The 21,131-nt window shown below is 70.2% G+C and carries 12 protein-coding genes; 5 read left to right on the top strand and 7 right to left on the bottom strand.

The window, feature by feature from the left end; all coding sequences use genetic code 11:
• Positions 1-16: 16 nt before the first annotated feature.
• The 5 genes from RZE79_RS18790 to RZE79_RS18770 are packed head-to-tail and all read right to left on the bottom strand — an operon-like array spanning position 17 to position 14,723.
• Positions 17-940: a hypothetical protein gene (locus RZE79_RS18790; protein WP_319355887.1), complete on the bottom strand. Its 924-nt coding sequence runs from the start codon at positions 938-940 to the stop codon at positions 17-19.
• The gene (locus RZE79_RS18785) at positions 933-1,754 is read right to left on the bottom strand and encodes an alpha/beta fold hydrolase (RefSeq protein ID WP_319355885.1); all 822 of its coding nucleotides are present in this window, start codon (positions 1,752-1,754) and stop codon (positions 933-935) included. The genes RZE79_RS18790 and RZE79_RS18785 overlap by 8 nt, the downstream gene beginning before the upstream one ends.
• Positions 1,751-2,533, bottom strand: a complete 783-nt coding sequence (locus tag RZE79_RS18780; RefSeq protein WP_319355883.1) for a 4'-phosphopantetheinyl transferase superfamily protein — start codon at positions 2,531-2,533, stop codon at positions 1,751-1,753. Before RZE79_RS18780 ends, RZE79_RS18785 begins: the two co-directional genes overlap by 4 nt.
• A 2-nt stretch (positions 2,534-2,535) precedes the next feature.
• Positions 2,536-7,533: a non-ribosomal peptide synthetase gene (locus RZE79_RS18775; RefSeq protein ID WP_319355881.1), complete on the bottom strand. Its 4,998-nt coding sequence runs from the start codon at positions 7,531-7,533 to the stop codon at positions 2,536-2,538.
• A complete protein-coding gene (locus RZE79_RS18770) occupies positions 7,530-14,723 on the bottom strand; it encodes a polyketide synthase (RefSeq protein ID WP_319355880.1) in 7,194 nt (2,397 codons plus the stop codon). The genes RZE79_RS18775 and RZE79_RS18770 overlap by 4 nt, the downstream gene beginning before the upstream one ends.
• A gap of 1,323 nt (positions 14,724-16,046) precedes the next feature.
• Between RZE79_RS18770 and RZE79_RS18765 the strand changes: the two genes are divergently transcribed.
• From RZE79_RS18765 to RZE79_RS18750, 4 genes are all read left to right on the top strand, one after another.
• Positions 16,047-16,169 (top strand): hypothetical protein, encoded by a 123-nt coding sequence (locus RZE79_RS18765; RefSeq protein WP_062479916.1) that lies wholly within the window; start codon positions 16,047-16,049, stop codon positions 16,167-16,169.
• 53 nt (positions 16,170-16,222) lie between these two features.
• Positions 16,223-17,326: an NAD(P)/FAD-dependent oxidoreductase gene (locus RZE79_RS18760; protein ID WP_319355878.1), complete on the top strand. Its 1,104-nt coding sequence runs from the start codon at positions 16,223-16,225 to the stop codon at positions 17,324-17,326.
• A 135-nt stretch (positions 17,327-17,461) separates the two neighbouring features.
• Complete coding sequence (locus RZE79_RS18755) at positions 17,462-17,758, top strand: DUF883 family protein (protein ID WP_056580064.1); 297 nt, start codon at positions 17,462-17,464, stop codon at positions 17,756-17,758.
• Positions 17,759-17,845: 87 nt separating this feature from the next.
• A complete protein-coding gene (locus tag RZE79_RS18750) occupies positions 17,846-18,553 on the top strand; it encodes a phage holin family protein (RefSeq protein WP_319355876.1) in 708 nt (235 codons plus the stop codon).
• Positions 18,554-18,572: 19 nt separating this feature from the next.
• Here the strand turns inward: RZE79_RS18750 and RZE79_RS18745 are convergent, their stop codons facing one another.
• A complete protein-coding gene (locus RZE79_RS18745; protein ID WP_319355874.1) occupies positions 18,573-19,652 on the bottom strand; it encodes a quinone-dependent dihydroorotate dehydrogenase in 1,080 nt (359 codons plus the stop codon).
• Between the two features lie 40 nt (positions 19,653-19,692).
• Between RZE79_RS18745 and rpiA the strand changes: the two genes are divergently transcribed.
• The gene (rpiA, locus tag RZE79_RS18740) at positions 19,693-20,397 is read left to right on the top strand and encodes a ribose-5-phosphate isomerase RpiA (RefSeq protein WP_319355873.1); all 705 of its coding nucleotides are present in this window, start codon (positions 19,693-19,695) and stop codon (positions 20,395-20,397) included.
• Positions 20,398-20,439: 42 nt separating this feature from the next.
• Here rpiA and RZE79_RS18735 read toward each other — a convergent pair whose 3' ends face one another.
• On the bottom strand, positions 20,440-21,102 hold the full coding sequence (locus RZE79_RS18735; protein WP_319355872.1) for a glutaredoxin domain-containing protein: 663 nt from the start codon (positions 21,100-21,102) through the stop codon (positions 20,440-20,442).
• Positions 21,103-21,131 lie beyond the last annotated feature (29 nt).

Below are 21,131 nucleotides of genomic sequence, written 5' to 3'. Positions count from 1 at the left end.
GGCTTCGGTTGTTGTTTCAAGGCGCGGCCAGCGTGGCCGCCATGGCGCGCGGGGTGCCTGCCGCCGGGCGGCCCTTCCGCTCGGGGCCGGGGGTGGCCAGGCAGTGCGCGGCGACCCAGTCGCCGACGGATTGCAGAAAGAGCTGCTGGCCCTTCACCGTGCAGACGGTGTGGTCCACCTCGCGCATGAACTCGTACTGCAGGCCCTGCATGAACGGTTCACGGCGCAGGGCGCCGAGCTGGTCGCGGTCGCGGTCGCACACGTGCAGCGATCCCGAGTACAGGAGCTGCACCGCCACCTCGCGTTCGACCAGCCGCTTCATCGTGGCTTCGAACCAGAGCGCATTGACGTTGGGCGGTCGCCGGTCCACGAAGTAGCCCGGCAGCGCCTGGGTGGCCGTGTTGCCCGGCAGATGCCGCAGCACCCAGCGCCGTGCCTTGCCCGGGAACGACGGGTGCAGCGGCGCCGCGAGCGCACGGCGCACCGTGAGCTCCCAGCGCGTGCGCCGCTGGGGAAAGGCAAAGCCGTCGAACAGCGAGAGCGCCACCATGCGCGCGTCCACCGCGGCCGCCGACATGGCGTGCTCCACGCCCGAGCACATGGCCACGGTCACGAACTGGCCGACGCCCAGCATGCGCTGCGCGACATCCATGGCGGCCTGCAGGCTGTGCACGGCGCGCGTCTGCAGGTCGGGCCCGGTGTCCAGCGCGTCGCTGTCGCCGATGCCGCCCAGGTCGAAGCGCAGGCTGCTCACGCCGCGCGCGGCGAGCACGTGCGCCAGCTTCACGTTGATGCGGCGCGGCCCGACGCGGTGGTTCGCGCCCATGTTGAACATCAGGCAGGCGACGGGCGCCGGCACCCGCTGCGCGGGGACGGTGAGCATGCCCATCAGTGCGTTGCCGGGGCCGAAGCACACCGGGGTTTGCGTCAGGTCACTCATGGATGGCTCCCTGCAGGCGGCTGAGCGCATCGGCCGGGACCATCGCGCTGTGCGGATAGGGGTCGGACGTCCAGTCCAGCGGATGGCTCAGGTAGGCCAGGCGCACCGGCATGTGGCGCGACTGCTGCTCGGCCGCCCATTGCGCGGTGGGCGTGTCGTCGGGCGGGGCCAGCACCAGGGTCTCGTGCAGCGCGGTGAGCGGCAGCGATTGCGGTGTGAGGGCGCGCAGCTGCGCCTGCAGCGCCGGCGAGAGACGCACGCCGAGCGCTTCTTCTGGCAGCGCGTCCGGCTCCCGCTCGAGGCTGCGGCGCCACGACAGGTCGGGGATGCAGAAGGTCGTGTCGATCGCCGCGACATGCCGCTCGCGCAGCAGGCGCGCATAGCCCTGGCCGTCGATCACCGGCTCCCAGAGCACCAGCCGCGCCGGATCGCACAGCCCGTTGCGTGCGGCCAGCACGGCCAGTGTGGCGCCCAGCCGCGCGCCGATCCACACGATGGCGGCGTCGGGCGCGTGCCGCCGCAACTCCTCGTGCGCGGCGCACAGGTCGCGGCGCCAGCCGTCGAGTTCGCCTTCGCTCTCGTCGCCCGGCGAGTCGCCGGAGCCGTAGAAGTCGAAGCGCAGGGTGGCGACGCCGGCGCGCGCGAGGCGTTCGGCCAGCACCTTGAAGAAGCGATGGGTGCGCAGGCCCTCCTGCCCGAAGGGCGGGCACAGCAGCACCGCGGTGTGTTCGCCGCGGTCTTCGTCGGGGGCGTGGAACAGGCCGAAGACCTGGCGCGAGGCCGGTCCGAACATGAGCGGCGTGAAGAGGGTCATGCGACACCCCCTGCGCATCGCGCGTCGGCCATTCCCCTGAGCGCGCTCAGGGAGGGCATGGGACCCATGGGACCGCCCTCGAAGCCGGCCCCCGAGGCCTGGACGCGGGCTTCGGTGTGGCGCCATTCGGCGAGCGAGCCCACGCTGTCCGCCCGCGCGGGTGCCGGCCCCAGCACCAGCACCAGCGTGCGGCCGGCCACCGGCAGCTCGACGCTGCGGCAGTCCGGCGCCAGGCCCACCTCGAAGCTTTGCGACGACACCAGCAGGCCCACGCCGATGGCCTTCAGGCAGGCTTCCTTGCGGGTCCAGCAGGTCAGGAAGGCGCGGTCGCGTTCGTGCGCGGGCAGGGCGGCCAGTGCCTCCTGCTCGCGCCGTGTGAAATGCGCCGCCGCGAGGGATGCCGCATCCGGCACCGGGCGCAGCAGCTCGACATCGGCGCCCAAGGGCCCGCGCCCGCCGATGGCGATCAAGGCCAGGCCCTGGCTGTGGCTCAGCGAAAACTGGGTGCGCGGATGGCCCGCGAGCGACGGCTTGCCGAAGGCGCCGGTGGTCAGTGCCAGCGCGGCGTGCGGCAGGCCGGTGTGGTCGCACAGCGCCTGGCGCAGCGCGACATGGGCCGCCTCGAAGCGCTGCCGGTCGACGGGAAACCGCAGGCGCCCGGCGCGCGCGCGCTCGTCGTCCGACAGGACCCGGGCGGCCAGGGCGTCGGTGAAGTTGTCCAGGTCGACGTACCGGCAGACCGGTGCGTCGATGGTCAGTGCGCTGGCGGCGCTGGTCATGGTCACCCCTTGCGCAGCCAGCTGCCGAGTGCGCCGAGCAGCCCGCCGCGCTGCGCATGCACGGCCGTGCCTGCGGCCAGGTCGGCGAGGTCCGAGGGCACGCCGTGCGGGGTGCCGTGCGCCGAAGAGGCGATCTGCCCGAGGTTCTCGAACAGGTAGCGACGCGGCTCCACGCGGTGCCCCAGCGTCTGCGCGGCCTGCTGCACGGCGCGCAGCACCAGCAGCGAGTCGCCGCCGAGGTCGAAGAAGTTGTCGCTGGCGCGGATCTCGTCGACGTCGATGCCGATCACGTCGGCCCAGATCTGCGCGAGTTGTGCGTGCTCGGGGCTGAGCAGGCCCCGCTTCGCCTCGCGCGCGTCGCTGTCGCTGTCATCGACCGGCGCGCTCTTGTCCGTATCTTCGGCTGCCAGCTTGCGCAGATAGCGCGCGCTGGGCGAGCCTTCGGTGCTGGCGATTTCCGCGAGCGTGGCCTCCGGATGGTCGGCGACGCGGGCCAGCACTTCGAGATAACGCTCGCGCAGCTGGGCGCCGGTCTCGCGCAGGTACACGTCGGCGTTGTAGAGCAGCGCGCCTTCCAGGCCGTGCGGCTTGTCCATCAGCCACACGCCGATGTCGTCGGTGGCGCCGTGCTGCATCACGTGCACCTGGCGGGTCTGCAGGCTGCCGACGGTGCGCGCGCGTTCGCGTGCGTCCTGGAACGAGAACATCGCCTGGTAGGGCCCGGCGTGCTTGATCTGCCCCGCATAGCCGGGCTCGGCCATCAGGCGCTCGAAAGGCACCTGCTGGTGGTTCATCATCGACAGCAGCTCCTGCTTCACGTAGCGCATGAAGTCGGGCAGCGGCAGCGCCATGTCGACCGCGAGCGAGACCGGCAGCACGTTGTTGAAGAAGCCCATGACGTCTTCGGTCTCGGCCTGCTGGCGACCGCGCACCGGGTTCGCGATGACGATGGCGTCGTTGCCGGTCGCCTGGGCCATGGTCAGCGCATAGATGCCGAAGGTCAGCATGCTGAGCGTGACGTCCATGTCGCGCGCCACCTCGCGCAGCCGCTGCGTGCTCTGCAGGTCGATGTGGATCCAGTGCGCGCCGCCTTGGCCGCTCTTGCCCGCGCGGCGCGGCATGTCGGTCCGGGGCGGCCGCACGGCTTTGGCGCCCGCGAGCCGGCCGCGCCAGAACGCGAGCTGCTCCTCGCAAGCAGGCTCGGTCAGCCACTTCTCCAGCCACTCGGCATAGTCGCCGTGGGTGGTGGCGAGCGCGGGCAGGTTATGGGGGCGGCCGCGTTCGGCGGCGTCGTAGAACGCGCCCAGCTCGCGCTGCATCAGGTCGAAGGACCAGCCGTCCCAGATCAGGTGGTGCGGCACGAACAGGAAGACGTGCTCGTTGTCGTCGAGCTGGAACAGGGTCGCGCGCATCATCGGCGCGCTGTGGATGTCGATCGGCTGGTCTGCCAGCACCTGCATCTGCTCGGCCAGCTCGGCCTCGCGCTGGTCAGCGGGCAGGCCGCGCAGGTCGACCCGCGGCAAGGTGAATTCCACCGACGCCGCGATCGACTGGATCGGCCGGCCGCTGTCCTCGTCGAAGCCGATGCACGTGCGCAGCGAGGGCTGGCGGCGGATCATCTCGCGCAGTGCGCCTTCGAAGCGCGCCGCGTCCAGCTTGCCGGTGAGCCGCTGCGCCGAGGGGGCGTTGTAGACCGAGCGGCCCGTGTACAGCTGCTCCATGAAGCGGATGCGTTCCTGCGAGGGCGTGAGCGGCGCGCTGCGGCGATCGGGGTGGCAGGCAATGGGCGCCTGCAGGCCGACGCCCGCGCCCTGCAGGGCCTCGATGACCGCGGCCAGCTTCTCGGCCGTGGGCGCCTCGAACAGCGAGCGCAGTGGCAGCGTGACCTGGAACTCGCGGCTCAGCAGCGTGGTGAGCCGCGCGGCCAGCAGCGAGTGGCCGCCCATGGTGAAGAAGTTGTCGTGCATGTCCAGGCCGGGCAGGCTCAGCACCTTCTCCATGATCGCGAGCACCTGGCGCTCGTGCGCGTTGCGCGGACCGGCGCCGCGCCGCACTTCGTCGCGTGCCACCGCCTGCGGCGGCGGCAGCGAGACGCGGTCGACCTTGCCGTTGGGCAGCGTCGGCAGGGCGTCGAGCGTCACCACGTGCTGCGGCAGCATGAAGGCCGGCAGGTGCTTGCGCAGGTGCACCATCAGCGCATCGAGGTCGAAGCCGGCGCCCGGCACCAGCGCCAGGTAGGCCACCAGGCGCACGTCGCCGGGGGTGTCCTCGCGGGCCACGACCACGCTGCGCGAGACGCCGGCGACTTCGCAGCAGCGCACCTCGATCTCGCCGGGCTCGATGCGGTAGCCGCGCACCTTCACCTGGAAGTCGAGCCGGCCGAGGTGGTCGAGCAGCCCGTCGTTGCGCCAGCGGCCGCGGTCGCCGGAGCGGTAGACCTTCTTCGTGGTGCCGAAGATGCGCACCGTGACGAAGCGCTCGGCAGTCAGCGCGGGGCGGTCGAGGTAGCCCAGCGCGACGCCTTCGCCCGCGATGCAGATTTCGCCGGGCACGCCGATCGGGCACGGTTGCAGGTCGGCATCGAGGATCCAGATCTCGGTGTTGTCGACGGGCCTGCCGATCGACACGCCGCGCGAAGCGATCTCTTCGGGGCGCACATGCCAGGCCGTGGAGTACACGGTGGTCTCGGTCGGGCCGTAGCCGTTCCACAGCCCTTCCATGCGCTCGCACAGCGCCAGCGCCATGCTTGGGCGCAGCGCCTCGCCGCCGGTCCAGCCGCGGAAGCCGGGCGTGCCGCCGGCCCACTGGGCATCGAGCAGCAGCTGCCACATGCCGGGCGTGGCCTGCAGCAGCGTGATCTGTTCGTCGTCGAGCGCCTGCGAGAGGCGGTTGCCGTCCATGGCGACCTCGCGCTGCACCATCACGAGCTCGGCGCCCGTTGCCAGCGGCAGCAGCAGGTCGGGCACGGCCATGTCGAACGACAGCGTGGTGACGGCGGCGATGCGGTCGGACGGGCCGACGCCCGATTCGCGCTGCATCCACTGCAGCAGGTGCGCCACGCCCCGGTGGTGCGCAATGACGCCCTTGGGCAGGCCGGTCGAGCCGGAGGTGTAGATCACATAGGCGGCGTCTTCGGAGCCCGGGTCGTCGCTGCTCGGCGGCAGGGCGTCGCCCGACAGGTGGCGCCAGGCGGTGTCGCGATCGATCTCGAAGATCCGCTGCTCGGCGTCGGCGCGCCAGTCGCGAGGCGCCACCGCGATGTCGGACGAGGTCAGCATCAGGCTGAGGGTGGCGTCGCTGGCGTAGTGGTCCAGCCGCGCCTGCGGAAACGCGGTGTCCAGCGGCACGTAGGACGCGCCCGCCTTGAGGATGCCCAGCATCGCGACGACCATCTCCAGGCTGCGCTCGAGGCACAGCCCCACGCGTTGGCCGCGGCCCACGCCGCGCGCGCGCAACGCACGCGCCAGGCGGTTGGACAGCGCATCGAGTTCGCCGTAGCTGCAGCTGCGCGCACCGTCGCGCACCGCCGGGCGGTGGGGCTGCAGCGGCACGCGCGCCACGAAGCCGGCATGCGCCAGCGGCGCGCCGCGCAGCGGCACGCGCGCGGGCTGCAGCGCCAGCAGCGCGCGCGCGGCGCCGGCCGACAGCACCTCGAGCCCGCCGATGGTTTCGTCGGGCTTGTGCGCGGCCGACTGCAGCACGCACTCGAACATGTCGAGCCAGCGCTCCACGCTCACGTCGTCGAACAGGTCGGTGTTGTATTGCGCCTCGATCTGCAGGCTGCCGGCGTGCGGGCGCAGGTTCACGAAGAGTTCGAAGTTCTCGTAGCGGCGGGCGATGGTGTCCTGCACCACGTCCAGCGTGGTGAACGCCTGCGCGCTGCTCGCCACGTCGGGGTCCACGTTGAAGGCCACGCTCACCAGCGGCAGCCGGCTCGGGTCGCGCACGAGCGACAACTGGCCCAGCAACGCGCCATAGGTGAGGGCCTGGTGGTCGAAGGCGTCGAGCACGGCGGTGCTGCATTCGTCCATCAGCGCGTCGAAGCGCGTGGCGGCATGCACGGCGATGCGCAGCGGCAGCAGGTTCACGCAATGGCCGACGAGGCCGGGCACGTCGTGCGCGAGCTGGCCCGAGGTCGGGATGCCGACGACGATGTCTTCCTGGCCCGTGAGGCGGTGCAGCGTCGCGATGAAGCCGCTGAACAGGCCCGTGAACAGGCTGACGCCGGCCTTGGTGCTCGCGGTGCGCACGGCGCCGACCACGCGCCGGTCGAGCAGGCGTTCGGCGCGGCGCGAGTTGAAGGTGCGGGCGGCCGGGCGGGGGCGGTCCAGCGGCAGGTCGAGCACCGGCTGCGTGGTGCCGGAAAAGCGCGCCAGCCAGTAGTCGATGTGCGCCTGCATGTCGGGGCTCGCGGCGGCGACGGCTTCCTCGGCGGCGAAGTCCGCGAACAGCGGCGCGGCCTTGAGCTTCAGCCCGGTGCCGGTTTCTTCGGCATAGAGATGGCCCAGCTGCTCGGTGATGACCGCCCACGACCAGCCGTCGCAGACCACGTGGTGCGCCGACATCACGAGTTCGTGCTCGGCATCGCCCAGGCGGTACAGCACCGCCCGGAACAGCGGACCGTGTTCGAGCGAGAACGGCGTGCACACCGCCTCGGCGTGGGCCGCGCCCAGCGCCTGCGTGAGGGCTTCCGGCGCCAGCCCGCCCAGGTCCTGCCGGACCAGGTGGTTCCCGCCGGCGGGGCTGACCAGCATGAAGGTGCCGTCCGGCGAGATCGTGGCGCGCAGCGCCTGGTGGCGCTCGAGCAGGCGGTCGGTGGCGCGCGCCAGGGCCGTGCCGTCGAGCATGCCGCGCAGGCGCAGCACGACCGATTCGTTGTAGGCCATCGAGGCCTCGGTGCTCATCGTGGCGCCGAGCCAGATTTCGCGTTGCGATTCGGTCGTCGGAATGATGCATTCGACGAGGCCACCACTCGCGGTGGGCTTGAGTGCGGCGTTCATGCTGCGGCCTTTCCGTTGATGAGGCGCTCGTGCGAGGCGGCGTCTTCGGGTACGTGCCAGAACGGCCGGCCGTCGCTGTCGCGGGCCAGCACGCTGCCGTCTTCGACGGGCTTGCGCGCATCGAAGCGGGTGGGGGCGGGAGCGCGGCGCGGAAGGAAGCCGGACTCCTGCATCTCGGCGACCGATTCCTTGAAGGCGCTCTGAATGAAAGCGATGTCCTCGGCGCTGTGCGCGCTCGTGAGGAAGCACGGGAAGTTGTCCAGGATGTGCACGCCGCGGCTGCGCATCATGGCGAACAGCAGGTCCTGCAGCGGGTGGTCTTCGAGCCAGCTCACGCGCCACAGCGACGAGAAATGACGGATCGCGAGCGGCGCGCCGACCTCCTCGCACCAGCCCGAGAGTTCCGCGGCCATGGCGGTCGTGCTGGCGTTGAGCCCGGCCTGCAGCGCGGGCCCGGCCTCCTTCAGGTGCATGAGCGAGGCCTTGGCCGCGGCGAGCGCGAGCGGATGGCGCACGAAGGTGCCGGCGAAGTAGGTGACGCCGACGCCCGGGATCGAGTCGTCGCCGTACTGCCAGGCGCCGCCGTCGAGCGCGTCCATGAACTCGCGCTTGCCGGCGATCACGCCGACCGGGAAGCCGCCGCCGATCACCTTGCCGTAGGTGGCGAGGTCGGCGCGCACGCCGAACAGTTCCTGCGCGCCGCCCAGCGCGGTGCGAAAGCCGGTGATGACCTCGTCGAAGATGAGGCAGCAGCCGTTCTTCGCGGTGATGTCGCGCACGTCGTGCAGGAACTCGCGCGGCTGGAAGTCGGGGCGGCGGCTTTGCACCGGCTCGACCAGCACGGCCGCCAGGTCTGCGGCGTTGTCGCGGATGAAGGCGAGCGCCTCGGGCGTGCCGTAGTCGAGCACGCGGATGTCGCCGAACATGCCGCTCATCACGCCGGGCGCGGCCGACAGGCCCTTGCCGCCCTTGCCGGCGCGCACCAGCACTTCGTCGAAGGTGCCGTGGTAGGAGCCCGTGAAGGCCACCACCGTGCTGCGTCCGGTGACGGTGCGCGCGATGCGCAGCGCCGCCATCACGGCTTCGGAGCCGGTGTTGCACAGGCCGGCGCGCTCGCTGCCCGTGAGTTCGCAGATGAGGCGGGTCACGTCGGCCGCAAGCGGATGCTGCGGCCCGATCTCGTAGCCCGCATCGAGCTGGGCCCGCACGGCGTCCTGCACGAAATCGGGTTGCCAGCCGAACAGGTTCAGCCCGAAGCCGTTGAGTGCGTCGACGTACGCGTTGCCGTCGATGTCCCACATCTTCGAGCCCTTGGAGCGCTCGATCACGATCTGGTAGGTGATCTCCTTGGTCAGCGGGCGAAAGCCGTTGACCACGCGCGGGTCCGCCATGTGGGCGCGGTTCTCCTCGGTGAAGCGCTTGCTCTTCTGCGTGCGTTCGACATAGCGCCGCACGAAGGTGGCCAGCCGCGCCTTCTGCCGCGCGCTGGGTTCGGCGCTGCGCTGGGTGTGGATGCGGGCGATGGCGCCGAAGGCCTTGTTGACGTCGTAGCGCAGCGGTGCCTCCGTGGGCTGTGGCTGTGGCTGCGCGACGGGCACGGCCTCTGCCACCACGGGCAGCGCTGCCGCCACCGGAACGGCGGCGCCGGACAGGAGCGCGAGCTGCTGGCGCATCAGTTCCATCTGCTGCGCGATCACCTGGTTCAGCAGGCCGGTGGGCTGCGGGAGCCCTTGCGATGGGGCTTGCATGGCGGTTTGCACCACAGGTGTCGCAGGCACGTCGGCCGTGACGGGCGCGGCCACCGGCTCGGCCTCGGGCGGCAGGCTCTGCAGCAGGTATGCGGCCAGCGCGTCGAAGCTGCGGTAGGTTTCCATGAGCTGGCGGAAGCTCAGCTCGACCTTGAAGCGCTTCTTGATCTGCGTGGCGGCCTGGGTCAGCGTGAGCGAGTCCATGCCGATCTCGCCGAACGGGGCGTGGCCCTCGGCCTGCGCCATGTCGATGCCCGAGATGTCTTCGAACAGGGCTCGCAATCGGGCGTCGACCGACGCCGCGCGCGACGCATCGGGCGGCTGGGGAGAAGGCTGGGGCAGGTGAGGCGAGGGCGCGGCAGCGGTCACGATCGGCTCCAATGAAACAGGCAGGACAGACAGAAGGGGCAGGACAGGCGCAAGGGCGGGCGACACCGGCGCGGCAGGCGCGATGTCGACCCACAGACGCTTGCGTTCGAACGGGTAGGTGGGAAGGCACACGCGCCGGGCTCCGGCGCGCGGTGCGAGCAGGGCGAGGTCGACCTCGGCGCCGCAGGTCCACAGGCGCGCGGCGGCGAGGCGCAGGGTCCGGGTTTCGTCGGCCGGTTCGCCGTGCAGCAGCGACACCGCCACGGCGCCGGCCTTCGATGCCGGGGCAAGGCCTGGCAGGCGGTGCTGGCGCACGAGAGCGGCCAGCGTGTTGCGGGGACCGACTTCCACGAAGACCGGATGGGTGGCGTCGCCCGCCGCGTTCTGCAGGGCCGGCGAGAAGCGCACGGTGCCGCGCAGGTGCTGCGCCCAGTAGGCCGGGCTCGTGGCCTCTGCGCTTTCGAGCAGGCGGCCGGTGAACGTGGAGTAGATCGGGATCTGCGGCGCGTGCAGCGCCACCTGGCGCACGAGCGCTTCGAAGGGCGCCACGGCGGCGTCCATCATGGCGGAGTGAAAGGCGTGCGAGGTCTGCAGCAGCCGGCAGGCGACGCCCTCGGCTTCGAGCGCGGCCTGCAGTTCGGCGATGGCCTCGGACGGACCGGCGGCCACGCAGGCGCCGGGTGCGTTCTCCGCGGCGAGCGAGAGCTGGGGCGAGGCCGCGAGCCGAGGGGCCAGCGCCTCCGCGCCGAGCCGCACCGACAGCATGACCCCGGCGGGCTGTGCCTGCATGAGCGCGCCGCGGCGGGCGATGAGCCGGGCGGCATCTTCCAGCCGCATCACGCCGGCGATCACGGCCGCGACGAACTCGCCGACGCTGTGGCCGATGAGCGCGTGCGGACGCAGGCCCAGCGACAGCAGCCGCCGTGCGAGCGCGTACTCAAGCGTGAAGAGCGCGGGCTGCGTGACGGCCGTCGGCGCGAGCGCCTGCGGGTCGGCGGCGAACATGCGCTCGCGCAGGTCGAAGTCCAGTGCGCCGTCGAAGGCGCGCAAGGCGTTGTCGAACGCGGCCGCGAACACCGGGTCGCCGGCATGCAGCGCGCGGCCCATGCCCGGGTACTGCGCACCCTGGCCCGGGAACATCAGCACGGGCTGCGGCGCGCGCTCGGCGATCCGGTCGCTCACGCGCCACGCCGCGTTCTCCGAGCGCAGGGCCTCGATGGCCTGCGCCGCATCGCCGGCCACCACGGCGCGGCGGAAGGCATGGGCCTTGCGGCCGACGCACAGGGTGAACGCCGCGTCGCCGAGGCCCAGCCCGGGCTGTTCTTCCAGGTGCGTCGCCAGCTGCTGCGCCGCGACCGCCAGGGCGGCCTCCGAGCGGGCCGACAGCGCCAGCACATGGACGCCCGGCTGCATGGCGCGCAGCGGCTGCGCCGGCGCTTCCTCGAGCACGACGTGCGCATTGGTGCCCCCGACACCGAAGGCGCTGACCCCCGCGCGGCGCGGCAGGTCGGCCCGTGGCCACGGCTGCAGCTGGTTGCTGACGTGGAACGGCGTGCGCGCAAAGTCGATCGCCGGGTTCGGTGCCGTGAAATGCGCGGTGGGCGGAATCAGTTCGTGGTGCAGCGCCAGCGCCGTCTTGATGAGGCCGGCGGCGCCCGCGGCCGTGACCATGTGGCCCACGTTGCTCTTGAGCGAGCCCAGCGTGCAGTAGCCGCGCGCGTCGGTGTGCTCGGCGTATGCAACGGCCAGCGCCTCGACCTCGACCGGGTCGCCCATCGGCGTGGCGGTGCCGTGCGCTTCCACGTACGAAATGCTGCGTGCGTCCACGTCCGCCGCAGCCAGCGCGGCGCGGATCACCGCGGCCTGGCCGTCCACGCTGGGCGCCGTGAAGCTGGCCTTGGCGCCGCCGTCGTTGTTGACGCAGGCGCTGCGCAGCACGGCATAGATGGTGTCGCCGTCGGCCTGCGCGTCGGACAGCCGCTTGAGCAGCACCACGGCCGCACCGTCGCTGAACACGGTGCCCTTGGCCTGCGCGTCGAAGCTGCGCGTGTGGCCGTCGGGCGAGAGCATCGAGCCCTCGTTGTAGAGGTAGCCGCTGCGCGGCGGGCAGGTGACCGACGCGCCGCCCGCGAGCGCCATGTAGCACTGGCCCGTGCGCAGCGCGTGAAAGGCCTGGGCGATGGCGACCAGCGAGGTCGAGCAGGCGGTGTTGACGCTCACGGCCGGCCCGCGCAGGTTGAGCCGGTTGGCCACGCGGGTGGTGATGTAGTCCTTCTCGTTGGCCAGCATCACCTGGAACTCGCCGACGGCCTCCACGAGGTCGGGCCGCGAGGCCACGTGGCGCTGGAAGTAGGTGGCGTTGTACGTGCCCGCATACACGCCCACGGGGCCCGGCGCTTCGTCGGGCACGTAGCCCGCGCGCTCCAGGCACTCCCAGCAGATCTCGAGGAACACGCGATGCTGCGGATCCATGAGCGCGGCTTCCTTCGGGCCGAGGCCGAAGAAGGCGGCATCGAAGCCCTCGATGCCGTCGATCACGCCGCGTGCCCGCACATAGGCCGGATCGCGGCGCAGCGACTCGCTGACGCCGGCGTCCAGGCTCGCGTCGTCGAAGAAGCTGACGGTGTCGCGCCCGGCCACGAGGTTGTCCCAGAACTGCTCCACGTCGCCCGCGCCGGGGAAGCGGCCGGCGGTGGCGATGAGGGCGATCGGTTCCGGGGCGTCGGCGGCGGCGCGGGCAACGTCTTTTCGCACGGGCAGGGGCTGCAGAACCGGCGATGTCTCCTGGGCCGGCTGCAACTGCGCCGCGATGGCGCCGGGCGTCGGATGGCGGAAGAACAGGTTGGTCGACAGCGGCGGCGCGCCCTCGCGCTGCAGGTCTGCGAGCACCTGCAGCACGAGCAGCGAACTGCCGCCCAGGTCGAAGAAGTTGTCGTTGCGCCCGGCCGTGTCGATGCCCAGCGCGCGCGCGAAGGCGTCGCACACCTGCTGCTCGAGCGCGTCGCGCGCGGCCTCGAAAGGCTGCGCGAGTTCGGGGCGCTCGGCGGCCGGCTCGGGCAAGGCATTGCGGTCGAGCTTGCCGTTGGGCGTGACGGGGAGTTGCGCAAGCCACACCTGCGCCGACGGAAGCATCACCGCGGGCAGGCGGGCCGCCAGGTGCGCGCGCAGCGTGTCCCACGCGAGCTTCTGCGTGCGTGCGACGAGGTAGGCGACCAGGCGCAGCTGGCCGTCGCGACCGGGCCGCGCGACCACGGCGCAGGACTGCACGGCGGGATGCGCAAGGATCGCGGCCTCGACCTCGCCGGTCTCGATGCGGTGGCCATGGATCTTGACCTGGCCATCGATGCGGCCGATGAACTCGAGGGTGCCGTCGGGCAGCCAGCGGGCGAGGTCGCCGGTGCGGTAGAGCCGGTCGCCGGGCGCGCCGAACGGGTCGGGCACGAAGCGCGCGGCCGTGAGTTCGGGTTGCCCCAGGTACCCGCGGGCCAGGCCGTGCCCGCCGATGCACAGCTCGCCCACGAGTCCGCTGGGCAGCAGGGCCAGCGTCGGGCTCAGCACGCGCAGCACGGTGTCCTTGATCGGACGCCCGAGCGGCACCGAGCGCAGGCCCGCCGCGATGGCGGCGCGCTCGATGCGATGGGTGGTCGCGAAGGTCGTGCACTCGGTCGGTCCGTAGCCGTTGCTGAGCGTGAGCCCGGGGAGGGCGTCGAGCGCGCGCTGCACATGGGGTACCGACAGCGCCTCGCCACCCGTGAAGAGGTGCGCCAGGCCCGCGAGGTGCTGCGGATCGCCGTCGACCACGGCGTTGAAGAGCGAGGCCGTGAGCCAGGCGGTGTGCACCTCGTGGCGGGCGATGGTGCGTGCGAGGCCGGCGCCGGTGGGTACCCCTTCGTCGTGGATTACGCAGCGCCCGCCGTTCAGCAACGGTCCCCAGACTTCGAGCGTCGAGGCGTCGAAGGCGAGCGGCGCCGCGTGCAGCATCGCGCGCCCGGGTGCGAGTTCGATGTAGTCGACATCGACCACCAGCCGCAGGACGGCGCGATGGCTGATCTCGATGCCCTTGGGTACGCCGGTCGAACCCGAGGTGTACATGAGGTACGCCAGCGATTCGCCGTCGAGGGCCGGCGGCGTCCACGGTGCAAGGTCCGCGGGGTCTTCGTCAGGCCCGTCGATGCGTACGGCGGCGCGGTTGGCCGGCACGAGAGAGGCGAGCGCATCGGTCGTCACCACCCGGGTCACGCCGGCCTGGTCGAACATGGTGGCGATCCGTTCGGGCGGGAAGTCGGTCGGCACGGGCACATAGGCCGCGCCGGCCTTGAGGATGCCGAGCATGGCGACGATGGCAGCCATCGACCGCTCGAACACCATCCCGACGTTGTCGCCCGCCCGCACGCCCGATTGCTGCAGGCGCCGTGCGAGCCGGTCGCTGCGCGCGTCGAGCTCGCCGTAGCGCATGGCTTCGTCGCTTTCCACCAGCGCCACCGCGTCGGGCGTGGCCGCGGCCCGGCGACGGAACACGGCAGGCACCGTGAGCGACAGGTCGGGCGCGGCGGGCGGTGTGGTCCATGCAGTGAGCTGGTCGTCGCGGTCGGCGTCGGGCAGGGCGCGGATGGTGTCGAGCGCTGCGTCGGGGCGCGCCAGCAGATCGGCAGCGGTGTCGGCGATGGCGGCGAGCAGGCGGGTGGCGCAGGGCGCGTCCATCAGGCGCGCGTCGACGTCCAGATGCAGGCTCGCGGGCAGTTCCGTGCGGGCGTCGAGCCGCAGGTGCCGCAGGTGCGGCAGGGTTTCCGAAGTGCGCTGCATGGCGCGCCGGTCGAGGTCGAACTGGGCCAGCCACGCGCCTGCGGTGGCGGACGCCGGCACTGGCAGGGCCGTGCCCAGCCAGTGCGATTGCAGCAGCACCCAGGCGCCCACGAACAACGTGTCGGGCAGGTGCCCCGTGGCACCCAGCGACGCCAGCCAGCGCTGCGCGAAGCCGGCGTCGAGGGCCAGCGAGACGCCGAGCCGTTCGCCCGCTGCCGCGCGCGCAGGCGGCGAGACGAAAAGATCGCCCAGCGTGGTCTCCGAAGCCATGGTGACTTCCGGTGACGAAGCAATGTGGGTTTCCATGCAATTGCCCGGCTGCAGACTGTGAGTGAAAAAACAATTAATTCGATCGAATTGAATTCAATTGAAAATTGGCCCTGGTTTGTCGCGATCCTAGGAACTTGAGGGAGCGATCGTTGGGGTCTTTTCTCTTTGTTTACATCTGGACATACATATTTCTGAATAGAACTACCTAAATCGTGACGTTTGAGGTACCACGGCCATTGGTCATGGGCGGTTTGTCACCCACTTGTGGAGTCGCGGCGACAGGTCGGTTCGAAACCTCGGCCACGTTTCGCTGGTAAGGCGCTTCTGTTGAAAGTCCGAGTTGCTACATTTTTTCTGTTCAAACCGCGCATTCAAGCCAAAACTTGACGGTTGTTCGGAGATTTTTCGCAAAATGAGTCAAGTTGGATGGCGGTGGCATTCAAGATGCCGACGACTCAAATGGGGTAGATATTTTTCTCCAACGGAAAATTTGATCTGGCTTTCAATTCGTTTTTGATCTATTCATCAATTCGCGTGAAGCCACGAAAATTCGACGAACCTGTTACTTGGTTGCGTTGGATTGTTCAAAAAAAGCAATATCCCGAAGTCACGGGAGAGGGTTTCAATTGAGGTGATGTCAATTGATCTCGAGGAATGAATGGCTACAGAAAATGGGGTACTTTCCCCTCTGTCAGCACACGGAACGCCCGAATACCCCGTGACTGCTTCCGACGGAATTCAGGAAAGCAGCCGCGTTGCGGACCTGGGCATTGATCCCGTTTGATTTCTTTCGCGTGGGCCGGAGGGCCCGGGCGGGCCCGGGATATCGACGCCGCGGGCCCCGCCATTCCGTCCGGAATTCGCCGCCGGACGGTGGCGGCCGTGTTTTGCGGAGGCGGATTTTTCAGGTCGAACGGTCTGCTTTTTTCGACGCCGATGTGCCGCGCGATGCACGACCAGACCCCACACGCAGCGGCCACCGGAACGCGCCCGCCGCCATCGCTGTGGCCGGCACGGTCTCGGGCAGGCGCTTTGTCACGCGCGCAGGCGCGCCAGGGCAGGGCGCATGGCTCCCTCTCAAAAGGGCGCTTCGCTCATGTGCGAAGCCAGGGCGATTCCTAGAATGGCCCTGCGATGCATCGTGAAAAGGGAGTCTTCTCGTTGAAGTGTTGAAGTGTTGAAGTGTTGAAGTGTTGAAGTGTTGAAGGGGAGCCTGAGCGGAGGGCTGCTGTCGGTGCGCACCGACGACGCCTTCCGCCGTGGGCTGCTTGCAGGCGCGTGAGAACGCGCTAGAACGACGAGATCGAACGAAGGAGTGCAGCCATGGCCACCCAACCCGATCTTCCGTCTCCGATCACGCCCGACCTGCCGGTCGAGCCCGACGAAGGGCCGGAGCACGCGCCCGACGAGCCCACCGATCCCGAGCCGCCGCCCAGCGCGAGGTGAGACCAGCGCCTGTTGCGCCTCTTGCTCCGCTCGCGCCGCGCTAAGCTCGCGCGATGGATGAAGTCGATTGCGCCGTCATCGGCGCTGGCGTGGTGGGTCTGGCCGTGGCGCGCGCGTTGGCGCTCGCGGGCCGGGAGGTGTGGGTGCTGGAGTCCGAAGGGGCGATCGGCACCGGAACGAGTTCCCGCAACAGCGAGGTGATTCACGCGGGCATCTACTACCCGCAGGGGTCGTTGAAGGCCACGCTGTGCGTGGAAGGCCGCGACGCTCTCTATGGCTACGCGCAGGCGCGCGGCGTGCCGCACCACCGCTGCGGCAAGCTCATCGTGGCGACGTCCGCCGAACAGGTGAGCCAACTCGACGTGATCCGCGCCAAGGCCGCGGCCAACGGCGTGGACGACCTGGTCCTGCTCACCGCGCAGCAAGCCCTCGCGATGGAACCGCAACTGCATTGCGTTGCGGCGCTGCATTCACCGAGCACGGGCATCGTCGACAGCCACGCGCTCATGCTGAGCCTGCTCGGCGACCTCGAGAACGCGGGCGGCATTCTGGCGCTCAGGTCGCCCATCGCGCGTGCCGAATGCGTGGACGGCGCGGTCGTGCTGATCGCCGCCGATGGTACGGCCCTGCGCTGCCGCACCGTGGTCAACGCCGCAGGACTGGGCGCACCGGCGTTGGCACGCCGCTTCGAAGGCATGCCGGCATCGGCGGTGCCGCGCGAGCACTTCGCCAAGGGCAGCTACTTCACGCTCGCGGGCCGCGCGCCTTTCGGCCGGCTCATCTATCCCGTGCCGGAGCCCGGCGGGCTCGGCGTGCACCTGACGCTCGACCTCGGCGGCCAGGCCAAGTTCGGGCCCGACGTGCAGTGGGTCGAGAGCGTCGACGATCTCGTGGTCGATCCGGCGCGCGGCGATCGCTTCTACGACGAGGTGCGCAGGTACTGGCCGGCATTGCCCGACGGTGCGTTGATTGCCGGCTATGCGGGCATGCGCCCGAAGATCTCGGGGCCGGACGAGCCCGCGGCCGACTTCATGATTTCGGGGCCGGCGTCGCATGGGGTGCCGGGGCTGGTCCATCTCTTCGGCATCGAGTCACCGGGCCTCACCAGTTCCCTGGCCATCGGACGGCATGTCGCGCAGTTGCTCGCCGAGGCCTGATCGCACGCGCTCGGCACAACTGAGCACATCTCTGTCGCGCATGAGGGGCTTTCGAGCCTGTAACATGACAGCACGCCATATGCTGGCGTGAAGCCGCCGGCGCGGTGCCGGTGTCATCACGGAGGAAAGATTCCAATGAGTGCATCCAACAATCTTGAAGCAGCAGCCGAAGACATCGCAAGCGACGTGCGCGGCGTGCTGGCCAGCAAGGACCTGGACTCGGTTCCCCACATCAAGGCGCTGCGCCAACGCATCGACACCAAGCTCGCCATTGCGCGCGAACTGGCTTCCGAAAAGAGCAAGCTGGCCGCCAAGAAGGCGCGCCAGGCGGCCACCGCGACCAACACCTACGCCCACGACGAACCTTGGCAGGTTGCCGGTGCTGCACTGGCCGTCGGCGTGCTGGTGGGCCTGTTGCTTGGCCGCCGCTGAGCGTCACCGCACCGGCCTGAGCGCGCACCGTCGTCCGTTCATTCGCCGTTGCCACGCTGACGTGGCCGGTGAGGGCGGAGGCGGCGCATGAAACTGCTGTCCCTGTTCGGGCTCGATGCCCGCATCCGCCGGTTGCGCATCGCCGCGGCCGAAGGTGCGCTGGCGGCCGAGGACCGGGTGCAGTTGCTGCGCATGGCCTGGGAGGACGAGAAGCAGCGCCTGAAGCTGACCCTGGTCCTGATCGTCGCCGTGCTGGGGTTGACCACCGTTGCGGTGGCGCTGCTCTCGATGGCGGTGGTCGTGCACTACTGGGACACGCCGTACCGCGTCACCGCCGCCTGGGTGGTGGCCGGTGTCTGGACGGTGCTGTGGCTGGCGGCCGCCATCGGCCTGATGCGCAGCCTGAGCAACGCCTCCAGCAGTTTCATTCCGACCTTTCAGGAGTTCGAGCGCGACTGGGCCTGGGTCCAGGACCGTTTCAACCTCGGCAAGGACCCGGAGCTGGATGACGAGGCGCCGCGTCCGCCGCGCCCCGCCACGCGCGAAGAGCTGCTGGCCCGCATGGAGCGTCAGCGTGAACGCATCGCCACCCTGCAGGGCGGTCGCGACACGCAACCGGCTTCGGGCGAGCCGGTCAACGAATCGCCTGCGGCCACGGCGTTGCGCCTTGCGCGCGAACACCCGGTGGCCGTCGGCGTCGCTGCTGCTGCGGCGGTGGCGGTGATTCGCCCGAAGCGGCTGTTGCGCTGGGCCACGGTCATTGCGCCCGTGCTCTGGCGCATGCGCCGCGGCTGAGGCGACAAGAAGAACCGGCTCAGGCCTTGCGGCGGTCCTGCTGCAGCGCCTGGGCCGTTTCGCGGACCAGCCCGGGGCCGCGATAGATCAGGCCGGTGTAGATCTGCACCACGTCCGCGCCTGCGGCGATCTTGGCCTTGGCATCCGCCGCACTCAGGATGCCGCCCACCCCGATGATCGGAAAGTCCTTGCCCAGTGCCGCGCGCAGTTGCGCGATCACCCGGTTGCTGGCTTCGCGCACCGGTGCGCCCGAGAGGCCGCCGGCTTCCTGCGCGTGCGGCAGGCCCGCCACCGCGTCGCGCGCGAGCGTGGTGTTGGTGGCGATCACGCCGTCCATGCCGTGGCGCTGCAGCGTGGCGGCGATCACCGCGACCTGGGCGTCGTCGAGATCGGGTGCGATCTTCACGAACAGCGGCGCGCGCTTGCCGTGGCGCGTGGCCAGTGCCTCGCGCCGTTCGGCCACGGCGCCCAGCAGGGCGTCGAGGGCTTCGTCGCTCTGCAGCGAGCGCAGGTTGGCCGTGTTGGGGCTGGAGATGTTGATCGTCACGTAGTCCGCGTGCGGGTAGACACCGTCCAGGCAGGCCAGGTAGTCGTCGACCGCGCGTTCGATCGGCGTGGCCGCGTTCTTGCCGATGTTCAGGCCCAGCAGCATGGGCGACTTGCCGCCGCCCGCCTGCTTGCGGAAGCGCGCCTTCTGCACGTTGGCGAGGAAGGCATCGAGCCCTTCGTTGTTGAAGCCGAGCCGGTTGATCAGCGCGTCGCGCTGCGGCAGGCGGAACATGCGCGGCTTCGGGTTGCCGGGCTGGCCCTTGGGCGTGACCGTGCCGACCTCGACGAAACCGAAGCCCATGGCCGCGAAGGCGTCGATGCAGCGCGCGTTCTTGTCCAGCCCGGCGGCCAGGCCGACGCGGTTGGGGAAATTCAGGCCTGCGAGCTGGATGGGGTCTTCGACGCGCGTCGCGGCGTAGGCGCAGGCCAGTGGCGTGTTCTGGGTGCGGGCCAGCCCGTCGAGGGTGATTTCATGGGCGTGCTCGGGATCGAAACCGAACAGAAAAGGGCGGGCCAGGCCATAGAGCGAAGAGGGCAGCAGCAGGGGCATCGGATAATTCTCGACTTCAATGAGCCAAGGATTCTCCGCGATGACCGCACCCACCTCCCCAAGCCCTCTTTCCCAGGATGAACTCAAGGCCCAGGTCGGCCTTGCCGCGCTGGCCTACGTGGTCAAGGGCGAGATCGTCGGCGTGGGCACCGGCTCCACGGTCAACAAGTTCATCGACGCGCTGGCCACGATCAAGGACGAGATCAAGGGCGCCGTCTCCAGTTCGGTCGCGTCCACCGAGCGCCTGCGCGCGCTGGGCATCCCGGTGTTCGACAGCAACGAGGTGGAAGAGCTGGCCGTCTACATCGACGGCGCCGACGAGATCGACCACCAGGGCTTCATGGTGAAGGGCGGCGGCGCGGCGCTGACGCGCGAGAAGATCGTCGCGGCGCAGTCGAAGCGCTTCGTCTGCATTGCCGACGCTTCCAAGCTGGTCGAGACGCTCGGCGACTTTCCGCTGCCGGTGGAAGTGATCCCGATGGCGGTGCGCCGCGTGATGCGCCAGTTCGCCAGCCTGGGCGGCATTGCCCAGGTGCGCGAGAAAGACGGCCTGCCGCTGGTGACCGACAACGGCCAGCACATCGTCGACGTGACCGGCCTGCGGATCACCGACCCGCGCGCCTTCGAGTCCGAAGTGAGCCAGTGGCCCGGCGTGGTGACGGTGGGGGTCTTCGCCCATCAGAAGGCCAACGTGTGCCTGCTGGGCACGGCGTCGGGCGTGAAGACGATGCAGTTCGCCGGCTGACCGGCGGCGATGCAAAACGGGGGCCAAGGCCCCCGTCATTTTTTAGAACTTGATGCCGGCCGGGTTGCTCGGGCCCGGTGCGTTCGAAGGCGGAGCCGGCGCGGGGTTCGGGGGCTGCAGCGGCGTGTCGGCTGCACGGGGCGCTGCTGCCGCCGGGGCTTGCTGCGCGACGAGTGGGCGTGCGGCAGGCGGGCGGTAGCCGGCGGGCAGGCTGTTGCTCTTGGGGTAACCGGCTGCATCGAGGTAGCGCGACCATTCCACATCCGAGAAGCCCTTGAGCTGCTGCGACCCGACCGTCAGCAGCGGCAGCGCGTTCTGTCCACTCAGGCGCTGCAGGGCCTCGACGTCCTCGTTGCTCTTGATGGTGCGTTCCTCGAACGGAATGCCGCGCGTAGTGAGCAGCGTGCGCGCCTCGTTGCAGGGGCCGCAGCTTTCGCCGCTGTACAGCGTGACGGGGTAGCGCTGCGCCACCTGACGCAGTTCATACGGAAGCCCGCTGTTGGCCGGTGCATTGACGCCGGCCGGTTGCGGCCCGCCCGTCGGCGCGTTGGTGACGACGGGGGGCTGATCCGAAAACGTGACCTTGCCGTTCTTGTCGACCTGGCGGTAGACCGGCTGCGCCAGCACGCTGGCAGCAGCCGAAAGCAGCAAGACGGCCAGGCCGATCAGGCGGCGCGAGGGGAGTTTGTAAAAAGTCGGATACATCCTCCCGAGTATCGCAAGCTTCCGCGCCG

Source organism: Variovorax sp. EBFNA2 (assembly GCF_033802765.1).
Classification (GTDB): Bacteria; Pseudomonadota; Gammaproteobacteria; order Burkholderiales; family Burkholderiaceae_C; genus Variovorax; species Variovorax paradoxus_H.
This window is presented reverse-complemented; position numbering and strand designations above follow the sequence as displayed.